Origin of the sequence: Marinobacter sp. LM1 (genome assembly GCF_042763285.1) — a bacterium.
Classification (GTDB): Bacteria; Pseudomonadota; Gammaproteobacteria; order Pseudomonadales; family Oleiphilaceae; genus Marinobacter; species Marinobacter nauticus.
In genome coordinates this window covers 2,911,487-2,928,257 of sequence record NZ_CP114373.1, presented here as the reverse complement: position 1 = coordinate 2,928,257, position 16,771 = coordinate 2,911,487, and the positions used below count along the sequence as shown (strand labels likewise).

Sequence of the window (16,771 nt, the reverse complement as noted above, 5' to 3'; positions counted from 1 at the left end):
ATGACGTCAGTAGCGATCATACCCGCCCGAGGTGGCAGCAAACGTATACCCCGGAAAAACGTCAAAGCTTTCTTCGGTAAGCCAATGATTGCCTGGTCGATTGAGGCTGCGCTGAGGAGTGGGTGTTTCGAACGGATCATCGTTTCAACCGATGACGAAGAAATCGCTGCGGTTGCAAGGGAATACGGTGCAGAAACGCCGTTTATGCGTCCAGCAGATCTTTCCGATGACTATACCGGCACGATCCCGGTGATTCAGCATGCTGTCGAATGGCTGGCGTCCACTGGAGTTCCGGTATCTCGGGTTTGCTGCCTGTACGCTACCGCTCCCTTTGTGAGCTCAGATGATCTCATGCGGGGGCAGGAGTTACTGGTTGGTGAGCGTTGCAGCTATGCGTTCTCGGTAACCAGTTACGCATTTCCTATCCAGCGGGCCATTCGAATCAAGGATGATGGTCGAATAGCGATGTTCAGCCCCGAGCACTTTCAAACTCGTTCTCAGGATTTGGAAGAGGCCTGGCATGATGCGGGCCAGTTCTATTGGGGTACAGCTGAGGCGTGGAGGGAAGGTCGGCCGATTTTTTCAGAAGACGCCGTACCGGTTATCTTACCCAGGCATCGGGTTCAGGATATTGATACGCCGGAAGACTGGGATCGAGCAGAATGGTTGTTCCGCGCTATGCGGGAGCAAGGTGCAAGTTGATGCGTATTGCGTTTCGTGCGGATGCATCAATCGATATTGGTACCGGTCACGTTATGCGTTGTCTGACGCTGGCGGAAGCTCTGCGCAGCAGGGGGCATGAGTGTCTGTTCATCGGTCGCGATCACCCCGGTAACCTTGAAGCATTGATTCGGCAAAAGGGATTTGAAGTTCACTTGTTGGCGCCAGGACGCTCCGATGCGCTAATCCCCGAGCAGGAAAGCGTGCCGGCTCATTCGGATTGGCTGGGCGTTCCCTGGCATTTCGATGCAGACCAAACCCGGAATATTGTGGGCGGAAGGCAGGTTGATTGGGTCGTTGTAGATCACTATGCTCTCGATGCTCGCTGGGAACAGGAAGTATCCCAGGTGGGAGCGAAGGTTATGGTTATTGATGATCTGGCCGACAGAAACCACCACTGCCGTTTATTGCTGGATCAGAATCTTGGTCGGCAACCAGAAGATTATGATGGTCTGACCAAGCCTGACTGTATCCGACTCTGTGGCCCACGCTATGCGCTTCTGCGGCCCGAGTTCGCGGCTATGCGGAAGCTCAGCCTTGAGAGAAGGAGATCGCCAGAAGTAAGGCGAATCCTGATTACTCTTGGGGGGGTAGATCGGGAGAACGTTACTGGTGAAGTACTAAGGGTTCTGTCTCGCAGCCGTTTGCCTCCGGAAACCGAGTTGGACATTGTGATGGGCGCATCCGCTCCCGGTCTGGACTCTGTTCGAGTTCAGGCAAGCAAACTCCCGTTCAGGGCGACGGTGAGCGTGAACGTGAGCGACATGGCCGAACGTATGTGTCTGGCGGACCTTTGTATAGGAGCTGCTGGAGGCACGTCTTGGGAGCGCTGTTGTCTTGGTTTACCGACAGTCCTGCTGGTTTTGGCAGAGAATCAGGAGGGGGGAGCCAAGGCTCTCGGCGATGTGGGTGCGGCAATTGTGGTCCGGCGCGAAGGTGAAAGCATTGACGCGTTGGAGAGCGTCGTTGACCGGCTTCTGGGTTCTCATGAACTTTCTGAGATTGGGCAAATGGCCTCGTCAGTCACAGAAGGCAACGGAGTGGAATCGGTGCTTGAAAAAATGATGCTCTGCTCGGAGGAACACTAGTGGAGAGCGATAGGCTCAGAAAAATGCAGGCTTCAGATCTCGAGTTGGTGCTTGCATGGAGAAATCATCCCAACGTCCGCCGCTACATGTATACGACTCATGAGATTGAGCTCAAGGAGCATTCTGCATGGTATGCCAAAGCGAGAGAAAACCCGGCCGTGCACCTGATGATCTATGAGCATGATGGGCGGGATCTTGGATTCGTAAACATCACTCAAGGTCGGTGTGATTCAGTAGCCGATTGGGGATTTTATATGTCTCCGGACGCTCCAAAAGGTATGGGGAAATTGCTGGGGAGCGCAGCATTATCGTTTGCGTTTGGTGATTTGCGTCTGCATAAGCTCTGCGGTCAGGCGCTTTCGTTTAACGAAAAATCGATTGCCTTCCACCGTCGGCTGGGCTTCAGGCAGGAAGGTGTGCTGAGAGAGCAGCATTACGACGGTGCCGTTTATCATGATGTCGTGTGCTTCGGGTTGCTGGAGCACGAGTGGCAGGCAAACAATTAAGGAATTCAAAGATGAGTAATCCGGTAATCTCGATCGCAGGTCGACAGATTTCACGTAATCATTCGCCCTATATCATTGCGGAACTCTCGGCGAACCATAACGGACGGCTCGAAACGGCTTTGCAGATTATTGAGGAAGCGGCTCGAGCCGGAGCTGATGCGGTGAAGCTGCAAACATACCGTCCAGACACTATTACTCTGGATTCCACTGCTGAAGATTTTCGAATTAAGGGTGGATTGTGGGATGGCCGCACTCTTTATGAGTTATATGAGGAAGCCCACATGCCCTGGGAGTGGCATGAACCTCTGTTCAAGCGCGCCAGAGAACTCGGTATCCCTATTTTCAGTTCTCCTTTTGATACTTCAGCGGTGGATTTGCTGGAAAATCTCAATGCACCGGCCTACAAGATAGCCTCGTTTGAAGCCGTAGATCTTCCACTCATTCGCTATGTTGCATCTACTGGCAAACCCATGATTATCTCAACGGGTATGGCCGATGCGGATGAGATTGCAGAAGCCATAGCGGCAGCACGCGACGGCGGCTGCCGGGAATTGGCGATACTGCATTGTGTAAGTGGGTATCCAGCACCCGCGGAGGACTACAACCTACGCACCATCCCCGATATGATCGAGCGCTTTGGTTTGGTTACCGGGTTATCTGATCACACGATTGACAATACAACGGCTATCGCAAGCGTGGTTCTGGGCGCATCACTGATCGAAAAGCACTTCACTTTGGATCGAAATGGCGGTGGACCGGATGATAGTTTTTCATTGGAGCCGGCAGACCTCTCTGCACTTTGCAGAGATAGCAAAACCGCTTGGAAATCTCTGGGGAGTGTTGATTATGGGCGCAAATCTAGTGAACAGGGGAATGTCCAGTTCAGGCGCTCGTTGTATTTCATCAAGGATATGAAAGCGGGGGAGATAATTACGTCTGATTGTATAAAAAGCGTAAGGCCCGGCTATGGACTAGCTCCAAAGTTCAACGATGTTCTATTAGGGAAGCGCCTTTCTAGAGACGTTTCGGCTAATTCACCAGTAAATTTTTCTGACATTCACGAACAGATCGATTTTTAGGTCCAGTGTCTGGAGGCTGAGCTTTTGTCAAATTTTGATCTGACGTAGTAGCAGTTGATGCCAAAAGATTGCAGCAATGAGAAATGACCCATACGAACGGGTCAAAAATTGGACAGTTTGATCTTTAACTGTCTCTAAAAAGGCAAATTCAAGCCTGCACTGGAATATCGAATGAAAGCTCTAATCCTTTTAGGTAAGGCACAAGAGAGCCTGATTAAAAAAATTATATCAAGTAGCCACGATAAATGTGTCGTATTCAGTGTATATGATACAGATATAAAGGGGGCGATTTTGATTGGCGGGTGGGCCTGGCTTTATAATTATATTGAAATATCCCGAGCACTAAGAGAATGCTACAATAGTAAACATTTGGAATTATATACTCCCCACTTTGTCAATTTCGTAGCTAATATCTTGCTTATTAAGTGCAAAAATATTCGGGTTTTTTTCTTGTACGATGGAATTTTAAACTTCAGGAAAGTTGAGTGGACGAGTCGAAGCCTGAGAAAAACTATATTGTTTAATAAGATAAAGAGTCTATTTTATTTGAGTTTTTTTAGATCTGTGGGCAAGAAAATAAACGACGAATCGGCCCAATGTGTCTGCGGAGCGATCTTCCCTGAGATTTTAAGCGATCATGATTTCGATTTCAGCAAAAAAATATTCTTCATTGATGATGGTTTTTATGCCGACATTGATTTGAACTTAGAGGTGGTAATGGTTTTGGAGCCGGTTCTATACTCTAAGTCGGAATTAATTTTTTTGGCCGAATATATAAAGAAATTCTGTACCGCTAGGTCTATTCGTAAAATAGTATTAAAGACACACCCACGTTGCAACAAAAGTATATTGTTTGACTTTTTTTCCGGCGCATTTGATGTGGTAAGTTTGGTTGGGGATGTGGAGCCAGCGGAAAAATTATTTTTCAAGTATAAACCAGGATATGTTTTGGGTGACTATAGCAGTGCTCTCCTGAATATTAAGGCCGTGAACTCCTCTGTAAACGCATATAGCTACGGGCCTCTGTTGCGAGATGTATCACCTGACTTGGAGTCTGTAGTTGGTGTAATGAAGAGTCAAGGGGTATTTTTCTTTGAGCGAACTTGAAGTGTTTATTTCAATAATTTTCCTTGGGAGTTCAATTTTTATATTTCTAAAATTAATAGCTTCATACTATTTAATCATATCGTACTATCTTTTCTCAATCATTTTAGGTGGAGTCTCCGTTCTCTATATCTCTCTGAATGAAATATATCTTCTTGAGCAGGACTTATACTCTCATTATCATAACGGGCACGTATTTCTTTCAGTAATGATATTTTTATCTTTTTTGGGGGTCTGGGCATCCCAAAAAATGAAAGTTACCTCTTCTTTAATCCCGAAGATAGGTTTTGATGCTGGTCAAGTAAACATTTTTGCGCTCCTGTTTTGCTCTGCCTTCATTTCAATTTTGTATGTGAATATTTTTGTTTCGGGTGTTCCACCACTGTTTTCTGCCGGGTATATTGATCGGTTTGAATTCTTAGAGAATACCAGATTCTGGTTCTTTCTGAAATTCTTTGGGGCAATTTCTATACATGTGCCGATTATTTTAGGGTACTTGCTCGCTTGCTCAAAATGGAAGGTGTTTGTAAGTATCTTGTTTGTTGCTTACGAGGTTTACCTAGTATTTATTGGTCAAAAGTTTGGGGGGCCATTATTAGGCCTCTTATTTTTTGCTTTGCCTTTCCTCTCTCTCAATTTAGAAGGCAAGTCAATTAGTCACTTTTTGAGGTCGTATATTTTTGAAATAGCGATCGTTTTTTTGCTATTAATATCTCTTGTTTTTTATCATTATGCTAGCTACAGTTTGTCAGATGACTTTGGTGGCCCTTTAGGACTCATTCTATATAGGGTTTTCGGAATGCAGGGGCATATGTTTTGGGGAGTTTTTAGTGATTTCTCTTGGCTCCATAATAATGTATTGAATGTTTCCGAGTTTACAAATGCGATGCAAAATTTAATGATCAAGATCTCGCCGGAGATTGCTCCAGAGATGATAAAGAGAGGTGTTAATTTTACTTTTGGATTTTATGCGGCCATTGCTTATTATTTTTCGTTTTTGTCATTTTTTATTGCTTTTTTTTCATTTTTATTTTTGGGTTTGATGTCTCGCGTATGGTTTTCTTTGTTAAAAGAAAAAAAGATTGTAGGGTTCTTTCTTGTCAGTAATCTGCTGGTGATGTATGTGTCCTTTATATCGATGGGGTCACTTTCTGCAATAGTAAACGTGAAATCTATATTTATTATCCTTTTCTTGGTGATGTGGTCTGCTCTCGCTATTCGTTTTAAAAGTGTTTTCAAGTGATTTGTTTGTTATATTTTTGATTTTAAAGATCTTTATCGGGGGTGGTTTTGCAAACTTGTGTTGTGTTTGGCGGCTCAGGATTCGTTGGAGTTTTTTTCTCTAAATATATATTAGAAAATTCAATAGTAGATAAAGTTTATATTGTTGATTGTGAACCTTTGTGCGAGAAGTCCAGCCGTTACCGAAGGAAATTGGTCGAGGAAGATTCACGAATTTCGTATCAATATGTTGATGTTTGTGAGCTGATTAATTGGCATCCTGAAGAGGATGTCGTATTGATTGCGAACTTTGCGGCCGTCCATCGCGAACCCGGTCACGCGGATTTCGAATACTACCAGACCAATTTGCTAGGCGCTGAGAATGTGTGTGCTTTTGCGGAGAAGGTGAACTGTAACCGGTTGGTGTTCACCAGTTCTATCTCTCCTTATGGGCCGAGTGAAGAAATAAGAACAGAGTCATCGTTGCCGGTTCCTGCAACCGCTTACGGCGGCTCGAAGTTGGTTGCTGAAAAAATACATCAAATCTGGCAGGCCAGGGACGAGGTTAATCGTCGTCTGGTGATTGTGCGCCCAGGTGTAGTATTTGGTCCCGGCGAAGGCGGTAACGTATCTAGGCTGATCAAAGCTGTTCTTGGACGTTACTTTTTTTATATGGGTAACCGAAACACAAGGAAAGCCGGTACTTACGTTAAAGAATTGTGTAGGGCTATTTGTTGGGTTCTGGAGAATCAGGACAAGCATAATGAAAAAATTAGCCTGTTTAATATGAGCATGAATCCGGGCCCATCTATCCAAGAGTACGTTGATACTATTTGTGATGTGGCTGGAGTTAAACGCCGGGTCCCTAATATATCGTATAAGGTACTTTTAACTTGTTCGTACTTCATTGAATTCTTCGCCAAGCCTTTGGGTATAAGCCATCCCTTCAGTCCGGTGAGGATTAGAAAATTGGTGCGATCAAACAATATACGCCCCCAGTATCTTTTGGATAAAGGGTATTCCTATCAATATTCCTTGCGTGCGGCTTTTGAAGATTGGAAGAAAGAATGTCCCGAGGAATGGAGTTAAGAACAGATGATTAACGAGAACCTTACCAAGTTACGAATTGCGTGTATCGTGCCTACGTTCAATGGGAGGGATGACCTAGAGCGGTTACTTGATAGCATGGAGAGCCAAACCACACAGTTTGACCTGTTAATCGTTGACTCGAGCTCGTCTGACGGCACTGGAGAGCTGGCGCAACGTCGACAATTATGTGGGGAAGTAAAGGAACTTGTTGTCATCGCCGGGGCAGAATTTAACCATGGCGGCACGCGTCAGAAGATGGTGAATGATTTCCCCGACTATGATGTTTATGTCTTTCTAACTCAGGACGCTTATCTTGAGGATAAAGACGCCATTCGAAATATTCTGACTCCGTTGGCGGACAGCAGCGTTGGCGCAGTTTGTGGTCGTCAGCTACCCCACTACGACGCAAATCCTTTAGCGCAACATGCCAGGTTTTTTAACTATCCACCGGTTTCACGGGTCAAATCTAAGGATGACATACCGGTTTTAGGTATTAAGGCCGCTTTTATATCTAATTCATTCGCTGCATACCGCCGAGAGGCATTGCAAGAGGTTGGAGGATTTCCTGATCACGTTATTTTTGCCGAGGACATGTATGTAGCTGCAAAGATGTTACTCGCGGGCTTTAAGGTTGCGTACGCCGGAGATGCCTGCTGCCGTCATTCTCATAATTATACTGTTTCCGAGGAGTTTCGCCGGTATTTCGATATGGGTGTGTTTCATTCCCGGGAGCCATGGATACGTCAGGAGTTTGGAGGTGCCGGTGGAGAAGGCTTGAAGTATGTGAAGTCGGAGCTTGAGTTTTTAGGGCTCAGGAGATGCTATTTGTGGCCCGGGGCCTTACTACGCAACGCCGTTAAGTTGATAGCCTACAAGTTGGGGCAGCGTGAGCGTAAGTTGTCGGTTCGATTAAAAAGCAAGATCGGAATGTACCGGGGTTATTGGCTTGGGCCGTTTGCGGGGACTAAGTGATGCGGATTCTGGTTACTGGTGGTGCCGGATTCATAGGGTCAGCCGTAATTAGACAGATCGCCCAGATGTCTGGGTGCAGCGTGGCTAACCTGGACAAGCTGACCTATGCGGGCAATTTGGAATCGGTTCAGGGGGTTTCTGGATCTCCTCGTTACCACTTCTTTCAGACAGATATTTCCGATGCTGCGGCATTGGATGGCGTGTTCTCTGAGTTTCAGCCAACCCACATTATGCATTTGGCGGCTGAGAGTCATGTTGATCGTTCGATCGATGGCCCATCCGATTTCATCCAGACCAATATCGTAGGGACTTATACGCTGTTAGAAGCAACTCGTCGGTATTGGCTAAGTCTGGATAAATCAGAACAATCGGCGTTCCGGTTTCACCATATTTCGACAGATGAAGTTTATGGAGATCTGGTGAATACTTCCGACCTGTTCACCGAAACAACGGCCTATGCGCCGAGTTCGCCTTATTCGGCGTCTAAAGCCAGTTCCGATCATCTGGTGAGGGCGTGGCATAGAACATATGGTCTACCGGTTGTGATCACCAACTGCTCCAACAATTATGGGCCTTATCACTTTCCCGAGAAACTTGTACCCCACATGATTTTGAATGCCTTATCGGGCAAACCTTTACCGGTTTATGGTGATGGCTCTCAGATTCGTGATTGGCTGTACGTGGAAGATCATGCGCGTGCGTTGCTGCGCGTGGCTACCGAGGGCCGGGTAGGAGAGACCTACAATATTGGTGGTCACAACGAGAAGACAAATCTCGAAGTGGTTGAAACCATATGTGATCTTTTGCAAGAAATGTCTCCACCGGGTACCTATCCGCACCTGAGATGGCAGCCTGCTTCTCAGGTGGCCCACTACCGAGAGTTAATTACATTTGTAAAGGACAGGCCCGGACACGACGTCCGATATGCGATAGACGCCAGTAAAATTGAACGAGAGTTGGGTTGGATGCCCCAAGAATCTTTCGAGACGGGAATTCGTAAGACGGTCCGATGGTATCTGGATAACCCGGAGTGGTGGCAACGAGTGTTGAGCGGAGAGTACCAACTGGATCGCTTAGGAGAAAACGCATGAAGGGTATCATTCTTGCCGGCGGTTCTGGCACCCGGCTTCATCCTATCACTCGTGGCGTCTCCAAACAGTTGTTACCGGTCTATGATAAGCCGATGATTTACTATCCCCTGTCGGTTCTTATGTTGGCTGGTATTAGAGAGATACTTGTAATTTCCACCCCGGAGGATCTGCCCAGCTTTTCTAAATTACTTGGGGATGGATCTGACTTTGGTATCGAGCTTAGCTACGCACCACAACCCTCTCCAGATGGCCTTGCTCAGGCGTTTATCATTGGCGAAGAGTTTATTGGCGACGATAGTGTATGCTTGATATTAGGGGATAACATTTTCCATGGATATGGTTTCAGTCAGATGCTACGTGAGGCAGTCGGTCGTGAAACCGGGGCCACGGTGTTCGGTTATCATGTGACGGATCCCGAGCGTTTCGGAGTTGTTGAGTTCGATGGGGAGGGCAAGGCGCTGTCGATTGAAGAAAAGCCTGAACGCCCCAAGTCACAATACGCCGTGACAGGTTTGTATTTCTACGACAATGATGTAGTGAATATTGCTAAACAAATCCAGCCTTCAAATCGAGGCGAACTAGAGATCACCGATGTAAATAATGCCTATCTAAGGCGGGGTGATTTGAGTGTGAGTGTTCTTGGGCGAGGGTTCGCCTGGTTGGATACGGGAACTCACGACTCGCTTATCGAAGCTGGGCATTTCGTTCAAACGGTTGAACATCGTCAGGGATTGAAAATTGCCTGTCTTGAGGAAATTGCCTTCAGGAACGGTTGGGTAACCCATGGCTGGCTTGCCGAAAAGGGGCAGCAGCTCGCCAAGACTGGTTACGGACAGTATCTAATGAGATTGGCTGAGGAGCAGGTATGAAGGTTGTTCCTACGACCCTTAAGGATTGTGTGGTGATCGAGCCCCGGGTGTTTGGAGACCACCGGGGCTTTTTTCTTGAGACTTTTCAGGCGGAGCGGTACTCCCAAGAGGCAAGTATCAGTTTGCCATTTGTGCAAGATAATCATTCCCGGTCTGGCAAGGGTGTTTTGCGTGGTTTGCATTTTCAAATCACTAAGCCTCAGGGAAAACTGGTGCGTGTGGTTAATGGTGAGGTGTTTGATGTTGCAGTAGATCTTCGTCGTGATTCGGCCACCTTTGGCCAGTGGGAAGGTGTTTATCTGAATGGTGATAACAAGCGCCAGTTCTGGGTGCCCCCTGGCTTCGCGCATGGCTTTGTTGTTGTCAGTGAGACGGCTGACTTTGAGTACAAATGCACTGATTACTATGACCCGGCAGATGAAGGTGCGATTGCATGGAATGATCCAGATATAGGGATAAAGTGGCCTATTGATATTGAGGTCAAGTTATCTGAGAAAGATGCGAATGCCCCTAGTTTTCGGGAGTTTTGTTGTTCATGAGGGTACTGATAACGGGTGCGTGCGGGCAGCTGGGAAAATGCTTGCAAGACAGTTTTAAAGAATCTAGCCATGAGGTCATTGCAGCAAGCCGAAGTGAGCTCGATATTACAAGTTCCGATTCAGTTGAGAGCTTTGTTCTTGCTCATGAGCCTGACGTAATAATTAACGCTGCGGCTTATACGTCGGTTGATAAAGCGGAAGTAGAATCGGATCTGGCGTTCAAGGTGAACGCAGATGCTGTCGCTAATTTAGCTGCGGCGGTCAATAAGATTGGCGCTTTTCTGATTCATGTGTCGACGGATTATGTATTCGATGGCTCATTAACTCGGCCCTACCGTGAGGGAGATTCCGTAAATCCGATGGGTGTGTATGGAAAGTCCAAGTTGGCCGGTGAGAGAGAAGCGGAGAAGGCGAATCGCTATGTCATTGTCCGCGCGGCTTGGATTTTTAGTGAGTACGGTAGTAATTTTCTGAAGACAATGGTGAGGCTTGGGAGTGAGCGTGACAGTCTGTCGATTGTGAATGACCAGATCGGTGCGCCTACCTATGCCGGAGATCTGGCCGAGGCGTTGCGAGCTTTGGCGGAAAGCCCACCTGTGAGCGGCACTTACCATTTTTCTGGAGGTCAACGCTGCAGTTGGTATGGGTTTGCACAGGAGATTTTCCAAACTTGCGGAGTTCTAAAGGCCGACTTCCAGTTCCCGGTAATTAATCCAATACCCACTTCTGAATTCCCAACGCCTGCGAAACGCCCCGCTTTTTCTGTTCTTGATGGAGGATTGCTTGAAGCGAGAGTGGGAATTCGAGAAGGAAGCTGGGCCGACGCTCTAAGAGATGTTTGTAGTAAGGTGCTTGAGGCGGATTATGCTGCAAAAAAATAGAATTGCCGTGCGTTAAGGGTGAACCTAACCAATGGTTAGGTTACGTGATGGTTACTGAAAAAGTAGTGCTGTTGGCGTAAACTTGCGCCAACTCACTCGCAAACGAGCTTTCGTGCTGAGCGAAGGCCCGTTTTCGTTTTGTTGTTTGCAAAATTTCTAGGGTCGCACAATGAAGAAGGCGTTGATTACCGGTGTTACCGGCCAGGATGGTTCCTACCTTGCAGAGTTTTTGCTGGAAAAGGGCTACGAGGTGCACGGTATCAAGCGCAGAGCCTCGTTGTTCAACACTCAGCGTGTAGACCATATCTATCAGGATCCTCACACCGATAATCAGCGATTTGTGTTGCACTACGGTGACCTTACGGATTCTTCCAACCTCACGCGCATTTTGCAGGAAGTGCAGCCAGACGAAGTGTATAACCTGGGGGCGCAGTCACACGTGGCCGTTAGCTTTGAGTCACCTGAATACACTGCAGATGTAGATGCCATGGGCACCCTGCGCCTCTTAGAGGCCATTCGTTTGCTGGGATTGGAGAAGAAAACCCGCTTTTATCAGGCCTCCACCTCTGAGCTTTATGGCCTGGTACAGGAGATTCCCCAGAAAGAAACCACGCCGTTTTACCCGCGCTCGCCCTATGCCGTTGCCAAGCTTTACGCCTACTGGATTACCGTGAATTATCGGGAAGCTTACGGCATGTATGCCTGTAATGGTGTGTTGTTCAATCATGAGTCGCCCCGGCGCGGTGAAACCTTCGTTACCCGTAAGATCACCCGTGGCCTGGCGAATATCGCTCAGGGGCTTGAGAGCTGTTTGTACATGGGCAATCTGGACGCACTCCGGGATTGGGGGCATGCCAAGGATTATGTGCGCATGCAGTGGATGATGTTGCAGCAGGATCAGCCCGAGGATTTTGTTATTGCGACCGGTGTTCAGTATTCGGTTCGGGAGTTTATTAAGTGGTCTGCGGCGGAGCTGGGTATTGAGCTTCGTTTCGATGGTGAGGGTGTGGATGAGATTGGCGTAGTTGTAGCGGTGTCTGGTGATGCGGCGCCAGCAGTGAAGCCGGGCGACGTGATTGTGAAGGTGGATCCCCGCTATTTCCGACCAGCCGAGGTGGAAACCTTATTGGGGGATCCAACCAAAGCCAAGGAGAAACTGGGGTGGGTGCCGGAGATTACCGTGCAGGAGATGTGCGCCGAGATGGTTCAGGAGGACCTGCAGGCTGCGAAGCGCCATGCCTTACTCAAGGCCCATGGCCATGATGTTCCGGTATCGGTGGAGAACTAAGATGGCAGAACTGCGCAATCAGAAGGTATTTGTGGCCGGCCATCGCGGCATGGTGGGCTCGGCAATTGTTCGGCGCCTGGAGACCTTGGGATACCCCAACATCCTTACGGCCGGCAGAGATGAGCTGAATCTGTTGGACCAGGCTGCGGTACATGCCTGGTTTGCCGAGCATCAGCCGGAGCAGGTGTATATCGCAGCGGCGAAGGTAGGCGGTATTCATGCCAATAACACCTACCCGGCGGAATTCATCTATGAAAACCTGATGATCGAAGCCAACCTGATTCATGCCGCTCACCAGGCCGGTGTGCAGAAGGTGTTGTTTCTCGGGTCGTCTTGCATTTACCCGAAGTTCGCCGAACAGCCCATGCGGGAAGATGCCTTGCTAACGGGTATTCTTGAGCCCACTAATGAGCCCTACGCAATTGCCAAAATTGCCGGTATCAAACTTTGCGAAAGCTATAACCGCCAATATAGACGGGACTACCGCAGCGTGATGCCCACCAACCTGTACGGCCCTAATGACAACTTCCACCCTGAAAACAGCCACGTGATTCCGGCGTTGTTGCGGCGGTTTCATGAAGCGGTTAAGGCCGGCGATGAGGAAGTGGTTATCTGGGGTAGTGGCAAGCCTATGCGTGAGTTTTTGCACGTGGATGACATGGCCGCAGCCAGCGTGCATGTCATGGAGTTGGACCACGAAACCTACGCTCAAAATACCGAGCCAATGCTCTCCCATATTAACGTAGGTACCGGTGTGGATTGCACCATTCGAGAACTGGCAGAGACGGTTGCCAGGGTAACCGGATTTTCGGGAAGGCTGGTATTCGACAGCAGCAAACCGGATGGCACGCCGAGGAAGTTAATGGATGTGAGCCGGTTGAAGGCGTTGGGGTGGCATGCATCGATTGCCCTTGAAGAAGGGTTGCGTGGTAGCTACGAGTGGTTCTTGCAGCATGAATCGGCTGTTCGAGGCTAACGGAGGCACCAAAAGCGTCTGATCAACATACTGGGTATATAGCTACTATGCATTCTCCTGCTCCTACAGCGAACGACAAGATTCAGGAAGTTAGCCTGATCGATTTGGCATCGGTTTTTATCCGATTTAAAAAAGTGTTTTTTTTGGCGTTTTCGATCATTCTGCTACTGGCGTTGATTGTTGCTCTGGTTCTCCCTGAGAAGTATCAATATACGACGCTTGTGCAGTTGGCTGAGAAGTCCTCGGAGGAACCGATAGAGTCTTCAGGTGCTTTGGTCGGCTGGCTTCAATACTCTGTTTTACCAACAACTGAAACGATCTACAGAGATGAAAGATCGCAGAGGATGCCCTTCCAACTCGTTATTGAAATTCCCGCCGATACGATGCTGTTGAAGCTGACATCCAAAGCGGAACCAGCAGAACAGAATGATTTGGAGCAAGTCCATCAAAGCGTGACGAACGAGGTAATACAGAGGCAAAAAAACGCGGCTGAGCGTTACCTGAAGGGATTAAAGGCGCAACTCGCCAGCGTAAATGAGACGATTGAACTGTTGCGGGCGATGGAAGATTCAGGGGCTGCACTACCCGACGCTGTAGAAAGGAAGGCAGAAATTGAGCAGAAAATTTCATTTGTAAAAGAGCCCGAAGCCATTACTGTGGCGCAACCTAGTTTGGAGCCCGTCTCCCGGAGTCCGCTATTTATTGTTGTAATTGGAGGGTTCTTAGCCGGTGTCCTGGCGAGTATCGTTACTTTGGTGTGGGCGCTTTTTAGCCATGCAAGAAAGCGTATGAGTGCGGTTTGAGGTTGCGTGATGTCTAGGTTATTGAGCTACGCTGTTCGTTTTTTCCTGTCATTTCTTCCGGTCCAATCTAGACATGCGTCCATTACTCCGCTGGAGAATCGGAATACCTCGTTGGTGATTCTCGCCAATGGCCCGGGGTTAAACCAATACATTGAAGCCTCGCCCGAACCAGAGTCGGGCACTGACTTCATGTGTGTAAATCTTTTTGCCTTGAACAGTCATTTTGAGTTCTTTAAACCCCGTCATTATGTCATTTTCGATCCTTTGTTTGTTGTTGGGCTGGAAGATCCTGATTCGGTGGCGAGTAGAGTTTTTCGCACTATATGCGAAAAACTAACATGGTCGATGACACTTTATATTCCTTTACGGTTCAAAGGATACGAAGCAAAAATTGAAAATTTGGTGTCCTCGGAAAAGCTTCATATCATCTATTTTAGAGATGCAGGATTTCCTTTAGATGGTGGAGCCATCTCGTTGTGGCTAATGGAACATCAAGTGATTATGCCACGGGCCCAGAATGTTATGGTGGCCGCAATCTATGTTGGAGTTCTGCTTGGGTACTCAAGGATATTTCTTGAGGGAGCTGATCATAGCTGGCATAAGTACCTTCATCTGAACAATGAAAACAAGCTAATGATCAAGGATGTCCACTTTTATGATGGTAATCCTAAAATGACTCCGCTACTGAAAGATTCTGAAAATGGGATTCATTTTTCTGTGGAAGATATTTTTCGAGCGTATTACTTGTTGCATAAAAGCTATAAGGTTCTCGCCAGAATTGCCATCCGAAAAGATGTTCGAGTTATTAACCGAACTCCCGATTCGTTTATCGATGCCTTTGAGAAGGGGGGGAGGAGTTAGTTGTGGCATTTCTATCTTTGATCAGAAATAGTTCTATTTCAGAGTTGGCAAAAATTAATAAATTTTGCCGTGTGAATAATGCCGTCATAGGGGACTGTTCGTACGTCGCAAATGGAGGTCGAATTAGCAATGCCGAAGTTGGTAAGTTTTGTTCAATTGGTCCGGATGTACGAATAGGTCTTGGTAAACACCCCGTTCGTAATTATGTATCTACTCATCCTGCCTTTTATTCAAAATCCAATGCATCAGGCCTGAGCTTTTCTGATAGGGATAAGTTCAACGAGTCGGAACGTGTTGTTATCGGTAATGATGTTTGGATTGGACAGAGTGTGATTGTCTGCGATGGTGTTCGCATCGGTGACGGCGCCTGTATAGCTGCTGGCGCTGTGGTTACTAAAAACGTTGAGCCATATTCATTGGTGGGCGGTGTGCCTGCCAGGTTCATTCGATACCGGTTCGATGCCGATGTAATCAAGAGTCTGTTGGCAATAAAGTGGTGGGATAAAGACTTATCATGGATAAAGGAAAACTGGGAGCTGTTTTCAGATATAGAAGCTTTCCTTAACGAAAGTGAGAAGATCGGTGAGGCTTAGTCTTAGCCTGCCCGTGGCGATAAGGTTGGATCGGGCGCTCCTGACAGTGGCGGCGTTGTTTTTTTTAGGCTTTTGCTTTTCAGCGGTTTTTTTGGGAAGCGGCACCTTTAGGATGCTGAGCGGCTTGACTGGAGCTTTCTTTCTTACCTATTTTCTTTCGGTTTATCGAGTTCGTGTCTGGATACCCCTTGTTGTTGCTTTGATAATGCTTGGGATTACCATAGTAAAGGCGGACTCTAATTTTCTCGCAAGCCTTTTTTTTATCTTGTCACTTTTTTCGTCGCTTTGTTTGGCGATATTGATTAGAGATCATGATCTTGGGTGGGTTTTCATAACAATACCGCTTTCCCTGTTTTCATTTTTCTTGCTTTACCTCTTTGCAGTCCTGGAATTCGGGCCGAGTGAATTCAACAGTGTGTTTAAGGGATACAGCAGGAATGGAGTAGGTGCAGTGTTGCTGGCGCTCTTGTCAGGCTATGTGTGGTACTGCTATGAAAAAAACTCAAAGCCTTCAATACTGTTAGGTGCACTGGCACTTTTATTAATGTTCCCGCTATACGGTAGGGCTAACATTGTGGGCGGTGCGGTGCTATTCGCGCTGGTACTGTATCTGAACTTTGGCCTCGCAGGCTCGTTTTTCCTGGGCCTCCTTTCAGTTCTTTTGCTGACGCTGGGCTTCGATCCACTCCTAAACTATATTTCTGGCAGCACTAACTTTTCTGCTGGCTTTGAGAGCCCCCGGAGCGAGATGCTGAGAGAGTATGCCGATCAAACGAACGTGAGCTCTTTGTTTTTGGGTACGGAGCTTTCGGCGGTGGACTCAATTGTTGATCACGGTGGTAACACTCACAATGCCTTCCTTCGTGCCCATAGTTATTTTGGTTTGGTGAGTATTGGTATTATTCTAGCTCTTTCGGTGGCTGTTCTTCTGATGCTATCTAATGGCCTTTTTGTCCTTTCAGTAATATCAGCGGTTTTCATTGCTCGCGCATCGCTCGATATTATTTATCTCGGAAATATCTTTGATTATTTGTTGCTGGGGCCATTCGTGTATTTTTACCGGCCGGATCGTTCAACTGTCGTTTTGTGAG

The 16,771-nt window shown here is 47.4% G+C and carries 18 protein-coding genes; all 18 read left to right on the top strand.

Annotation, left to right across the window (positions count from 1 at the left end; all coding sequences use genetic code 11):
• Positions 1-702, top strand: a complete 702-nt coding sequence (pseF, locus tag OZ656_RS13660) for a pseudaminic acid cytidylyltransferase (RefSeq protein WP_379944622.1) — start codon at positions 1-3, stop codon at positions 700-702.
• Positions 663-1,808, top strand: a complete 1,146-nt coding sequence (gene pseG, locus OZ656_RS13655; RefSeq protein ID WP_379944621.1) for a UDP-2,4-diacetamido-2,4,6-trideoxy-beta-L-altropyranose hydrolase — start codon at positions 663-665, stop codon at positions 1,806-1,808. Before pseF ends, pseG begins: the two co-directional genes overlap by 40 nt.
• Positions 1,808-2,314, top strand: coding sequence for a UDP-4-amino-4,6-dideoxy-N-acetyl-beta-L-altrosamine N-acetyltransferase (gene pseH / locus OZ656_RS13650; RefSeq protein ID WP_379944620.1), 507 nt, complete (start codon positions 1,808-1,810; stop codon positions 2,312-2,314). The genes pseG and pseH overlap by 1 nt, the downstream gene beginning before the upstream one ends.
• Positions 2,315-2,325: 11 nt before the next feature.
• A complete protein-coding gene (pseI, locus tag OZ656_RS13645) occupies positions 2,326-3,393 on the top strand; it encodes a pseudaminic acid synthase (RefSeq protein ID WP_379944619.1) in 1,068 nt (355 codons plus the stop codon).
• 171 nt (positions 3,394-3,564) lie between these two features.
• Positions 3,565-4,500, top strand: coding sequence for a polysialyltransferase family glycosyltransferase (locus OZ656_RS13640; protein ID WP_379944618.1), 936 nt, complete (start codon positions 3,565-3,567; stop codon positions 4,498-4,500).
• 247 nt (positions 4,501-4,747) lie between these two features.
• Positions 4,748-5,740 (top strand): DUF6418 domain-containing protein, encoded by a 993-nt coding sequence (locus OZ656_RS13635; protein ID WP_379944617.1) that lies wholly within the window; start codon positions 4,748-4,750, stop codon positions 5,738-5,740.
• 47 nt (positions 5,741-5,787) lie between these two features.
• A complete protein-coding gene (locus OZ656_RS13630) occupies positions 5,788-6,807 on the top strand; it encodes an NAD-dependent epimerase/dehydratase family protein (protein WP_379944616.1) in 1,020 nt (339 codons plus the stop codon).
• A gap of 6 nt (positions 6,808-6,813) precedes the next feature.
• Positions 6,814-7,779, top strand: a complete 966-nt coding sequence (locus tag OZ656_RS13625; protein ID WP_379944615.1) for a glycosyltransferase — start codon at positions 6,814-6,816, stop codon at positions 7,777-7,779.
• Positions 7,779-8,870, top strand: a complete 1,092-nt coding sequence (gene rfbB / locus OZ656_RS13620) for a dTDP-glucose 4,6-dehydratase (protein ID WP_379944614.1) — start codon at positions 7,779-7,781, stop codon at positions 8,868-8,870. The genes OZ656_RS13625 and rfbB overlap by 1 nt, the downstream gene beginning before the upstream one ends.
• On the top strand, positions 8,867-9,739 hold the full coding sequence (gene rfbA / locus OZ656_RS13615) for a glucose-1-phosphate thymidylyltransferase RfbA (protein WP_379944613.1): 873 nt from the start codon (positions 8,867-8,869) through the stop codon (positions 9,737-9,739). The genes rfbB and rfbA overlap by 4 nt, the downstream gene beginning before the upstream one ends.
• Positions 9,736-10,278 carry a dTDP-4-dehydrorhamnose 3,5-epimerase gene (gene rfbC, locus OZ656_RS13610; protein ID WP_379944612.1) on the top strand — a complete coding sequence of 181 codons (543 nt, stop codon included), beginning with the start codon at positions 9,736-9,738 and terminating at the stop codon, positions 10,276-10,278. The genes rfbA and rfbC overlap by 4 nt, the downstream gene beginning before the upstream one ends.
• On the top strand, positions 10,275-11,159 hold the full coding sequence (gene rfbD, locus OZ656_RS13605) for a dTDP-4-dehydrorhamnose reductase (protein WP_379944611.1): 885 nt from the start codon (positions 10,275-10,277) through the stop codon (positions 11,157-11,159). The genes rfbC and rfbD overlap by 4 nt, the downstream gene beginning before the upstream one ends.
• Positions 11,160-11,328: 169 nt before the next feature.
• Positions 11,329-12,447: a GDP-mannose 4,6-dehydratase gene (gene gmd / locus OZ656_RS13600; RefSeq protein WP_286714653.1), complete on the top strand. Its 1,119-nt coding sequence runs from the start codon at positions 11,329-11,331 to the stop codon at positions 12,445-12,447.
• Position 12,448: 1 nt separating this feature from the next.
• On the top strand, positions 12,449-13,423 hold the full coding sequence (locus OZ656_RS13595) for a GDP-L-fucose synthase (protein WP_286714652.1): 975 nt from the start codon (positions 12,449-12,451) through the stop codon (positions 13,421-13,423).
• A gap of 47 nt (positions 13,424-13,470) precedes the next feature.
• Positions 13,471-14,226, top strand: a complete 756-nt coding sequence (locus OZ656_RS13590) for a Wzz/FepE/Etk N-terminal domain-containing protein (RefSeq protein WP_286714651.1) — start codon at positions 13,471-13,473, stop codon at positions 14,224-14,226.
• A gap of 114 nt (positions 14,227-14,340) precedes the next feature.
• Positions 14,341-15,087, top strand: a complete 747-nt coding sequence (locus tag OZ656_RS13585) for a hypothetical protein (RefSeq protein WP_286714650.1) — start codon at positions 14,341-14,343, stop codon at positions 15,085-15,087.
• 2 nt (positions 15,088-15,089) lie between these two features.
• Entirely contained in the window at positions 15,090-15,680 is a 591-nt protein-coding gene (locus OZ656_RS13580; protein ID WP_286714649.1) for a CatB-related O-acetyltransferase, read from the top strand.
• A gap of 46 nt (positions 15,681-15,726) precedes the next feature.
• Positions 15,727-16,770, top strand: coding sequence for a hypothetical protein (locus OZ656_RS13575; protein WP_303292769.1), 1,044 nt, complete (start codon positions 15,727-15,729; stop codon positions 16,768-16,770).
• The last annotated feature ends 1 nt before the right edge of the window (position 16,771 follow it).

What these genes read in the sequence shown, in the direction of transcription:
- pseF (WP_379944622.1), top strand. Translation starts at nt 1, where the DNA reads ATGACGTCAGTAGCGATCATACCCGCCCGAGGTGGCAGCAAACGTATA.
- pseG (WP_379944621.1), top strand. Translation starts at nt 663, where the DNA reads ATGGTTGTTCCGCGCTATGCGGGAGCAAGGTGCAAGTTGATGCGTATT.
- pseI (WP_379944619.1), top strand. Translation starts at nt 2,326, where the DNA reads ATGAGTAATCCGGTAATCTCGATCGCAGGTCGACAGATTTCACGTAAT.
- OZ656_RS13640 (WP_379944618.1), top strand. Translation starts at nt 3,565, where the DNA reads ATGAAAGCTCTAATCCTTTTAGGTAAGGCACAAGAGAGCCTGATTAAA.
- OZ656_RS13635 (WP_379944617.1), top strand. Translation starts at nt 4,748, where the DNA reads ATGAAAGTTACCTCTTCTTTAATCCCGAAGATAGGTTTTGATGCTGGT.
- OZ656_RS13625 (WP_379944615.1), top strand. Translation starts at nt 6,814, where the DNA reads ATGATTAACGAGAACCTTACCAAGTTACGAATTGCGTGTATCGTGCCT.
- rfbB (WP_379944614.1), top strand. Translation starts at nt 7,779, where the DNA reads ATGCGGATTCTGGTTACTGGTGGTGCCGGATTCATAGGGTCAGCCGTA.
- rfbA (WP_379944613.1), top strand. Translation starts at nt 8,867, where the DNA reads ATGAAGGGTATCATTCTTGCCGGCGGTTCTGGCACCCGGCTTCATCCT.
- rfbC (WP_379944612.1), top strand. Translation starts at nt 9,736, where the DNA reads ATGAAGGTTGTTCCTACGACCCTTAAGGATTGTGTGGTGATCGAGCCC.
- rfbD (WP_379944611.1), top strand. Translation starts at nt 10,275, where the DNA reads ATGAGGGTACTGATAACGGGTGCGTGCGGGCAGCTGGGAAAATGCTTG.
- gmd (WP_286714653.1), top strand. Translation starts at nt 11,329, where the DNA reads ATGAAGAAGGCGTTGATTACCGGTGTTACCGGCCAGGATGGTTCCTAC.
- OZ656_RS13595 (WP_286714652.1), top strand. Translation starts at nt 12,449, where the DNA reads ATGGCAGAACTGCGCAATCAGAAGGTATTTGTGGCCGGCCATCGCGGC.
- OZ656_RS13590 (WP_286714651.1), top strand. Translation starts at nt 13,471, where the DNA reads ATGCATTCTCCTGCTCCTACAGCGAACGACAAGATTCAGGAAGTTAGC.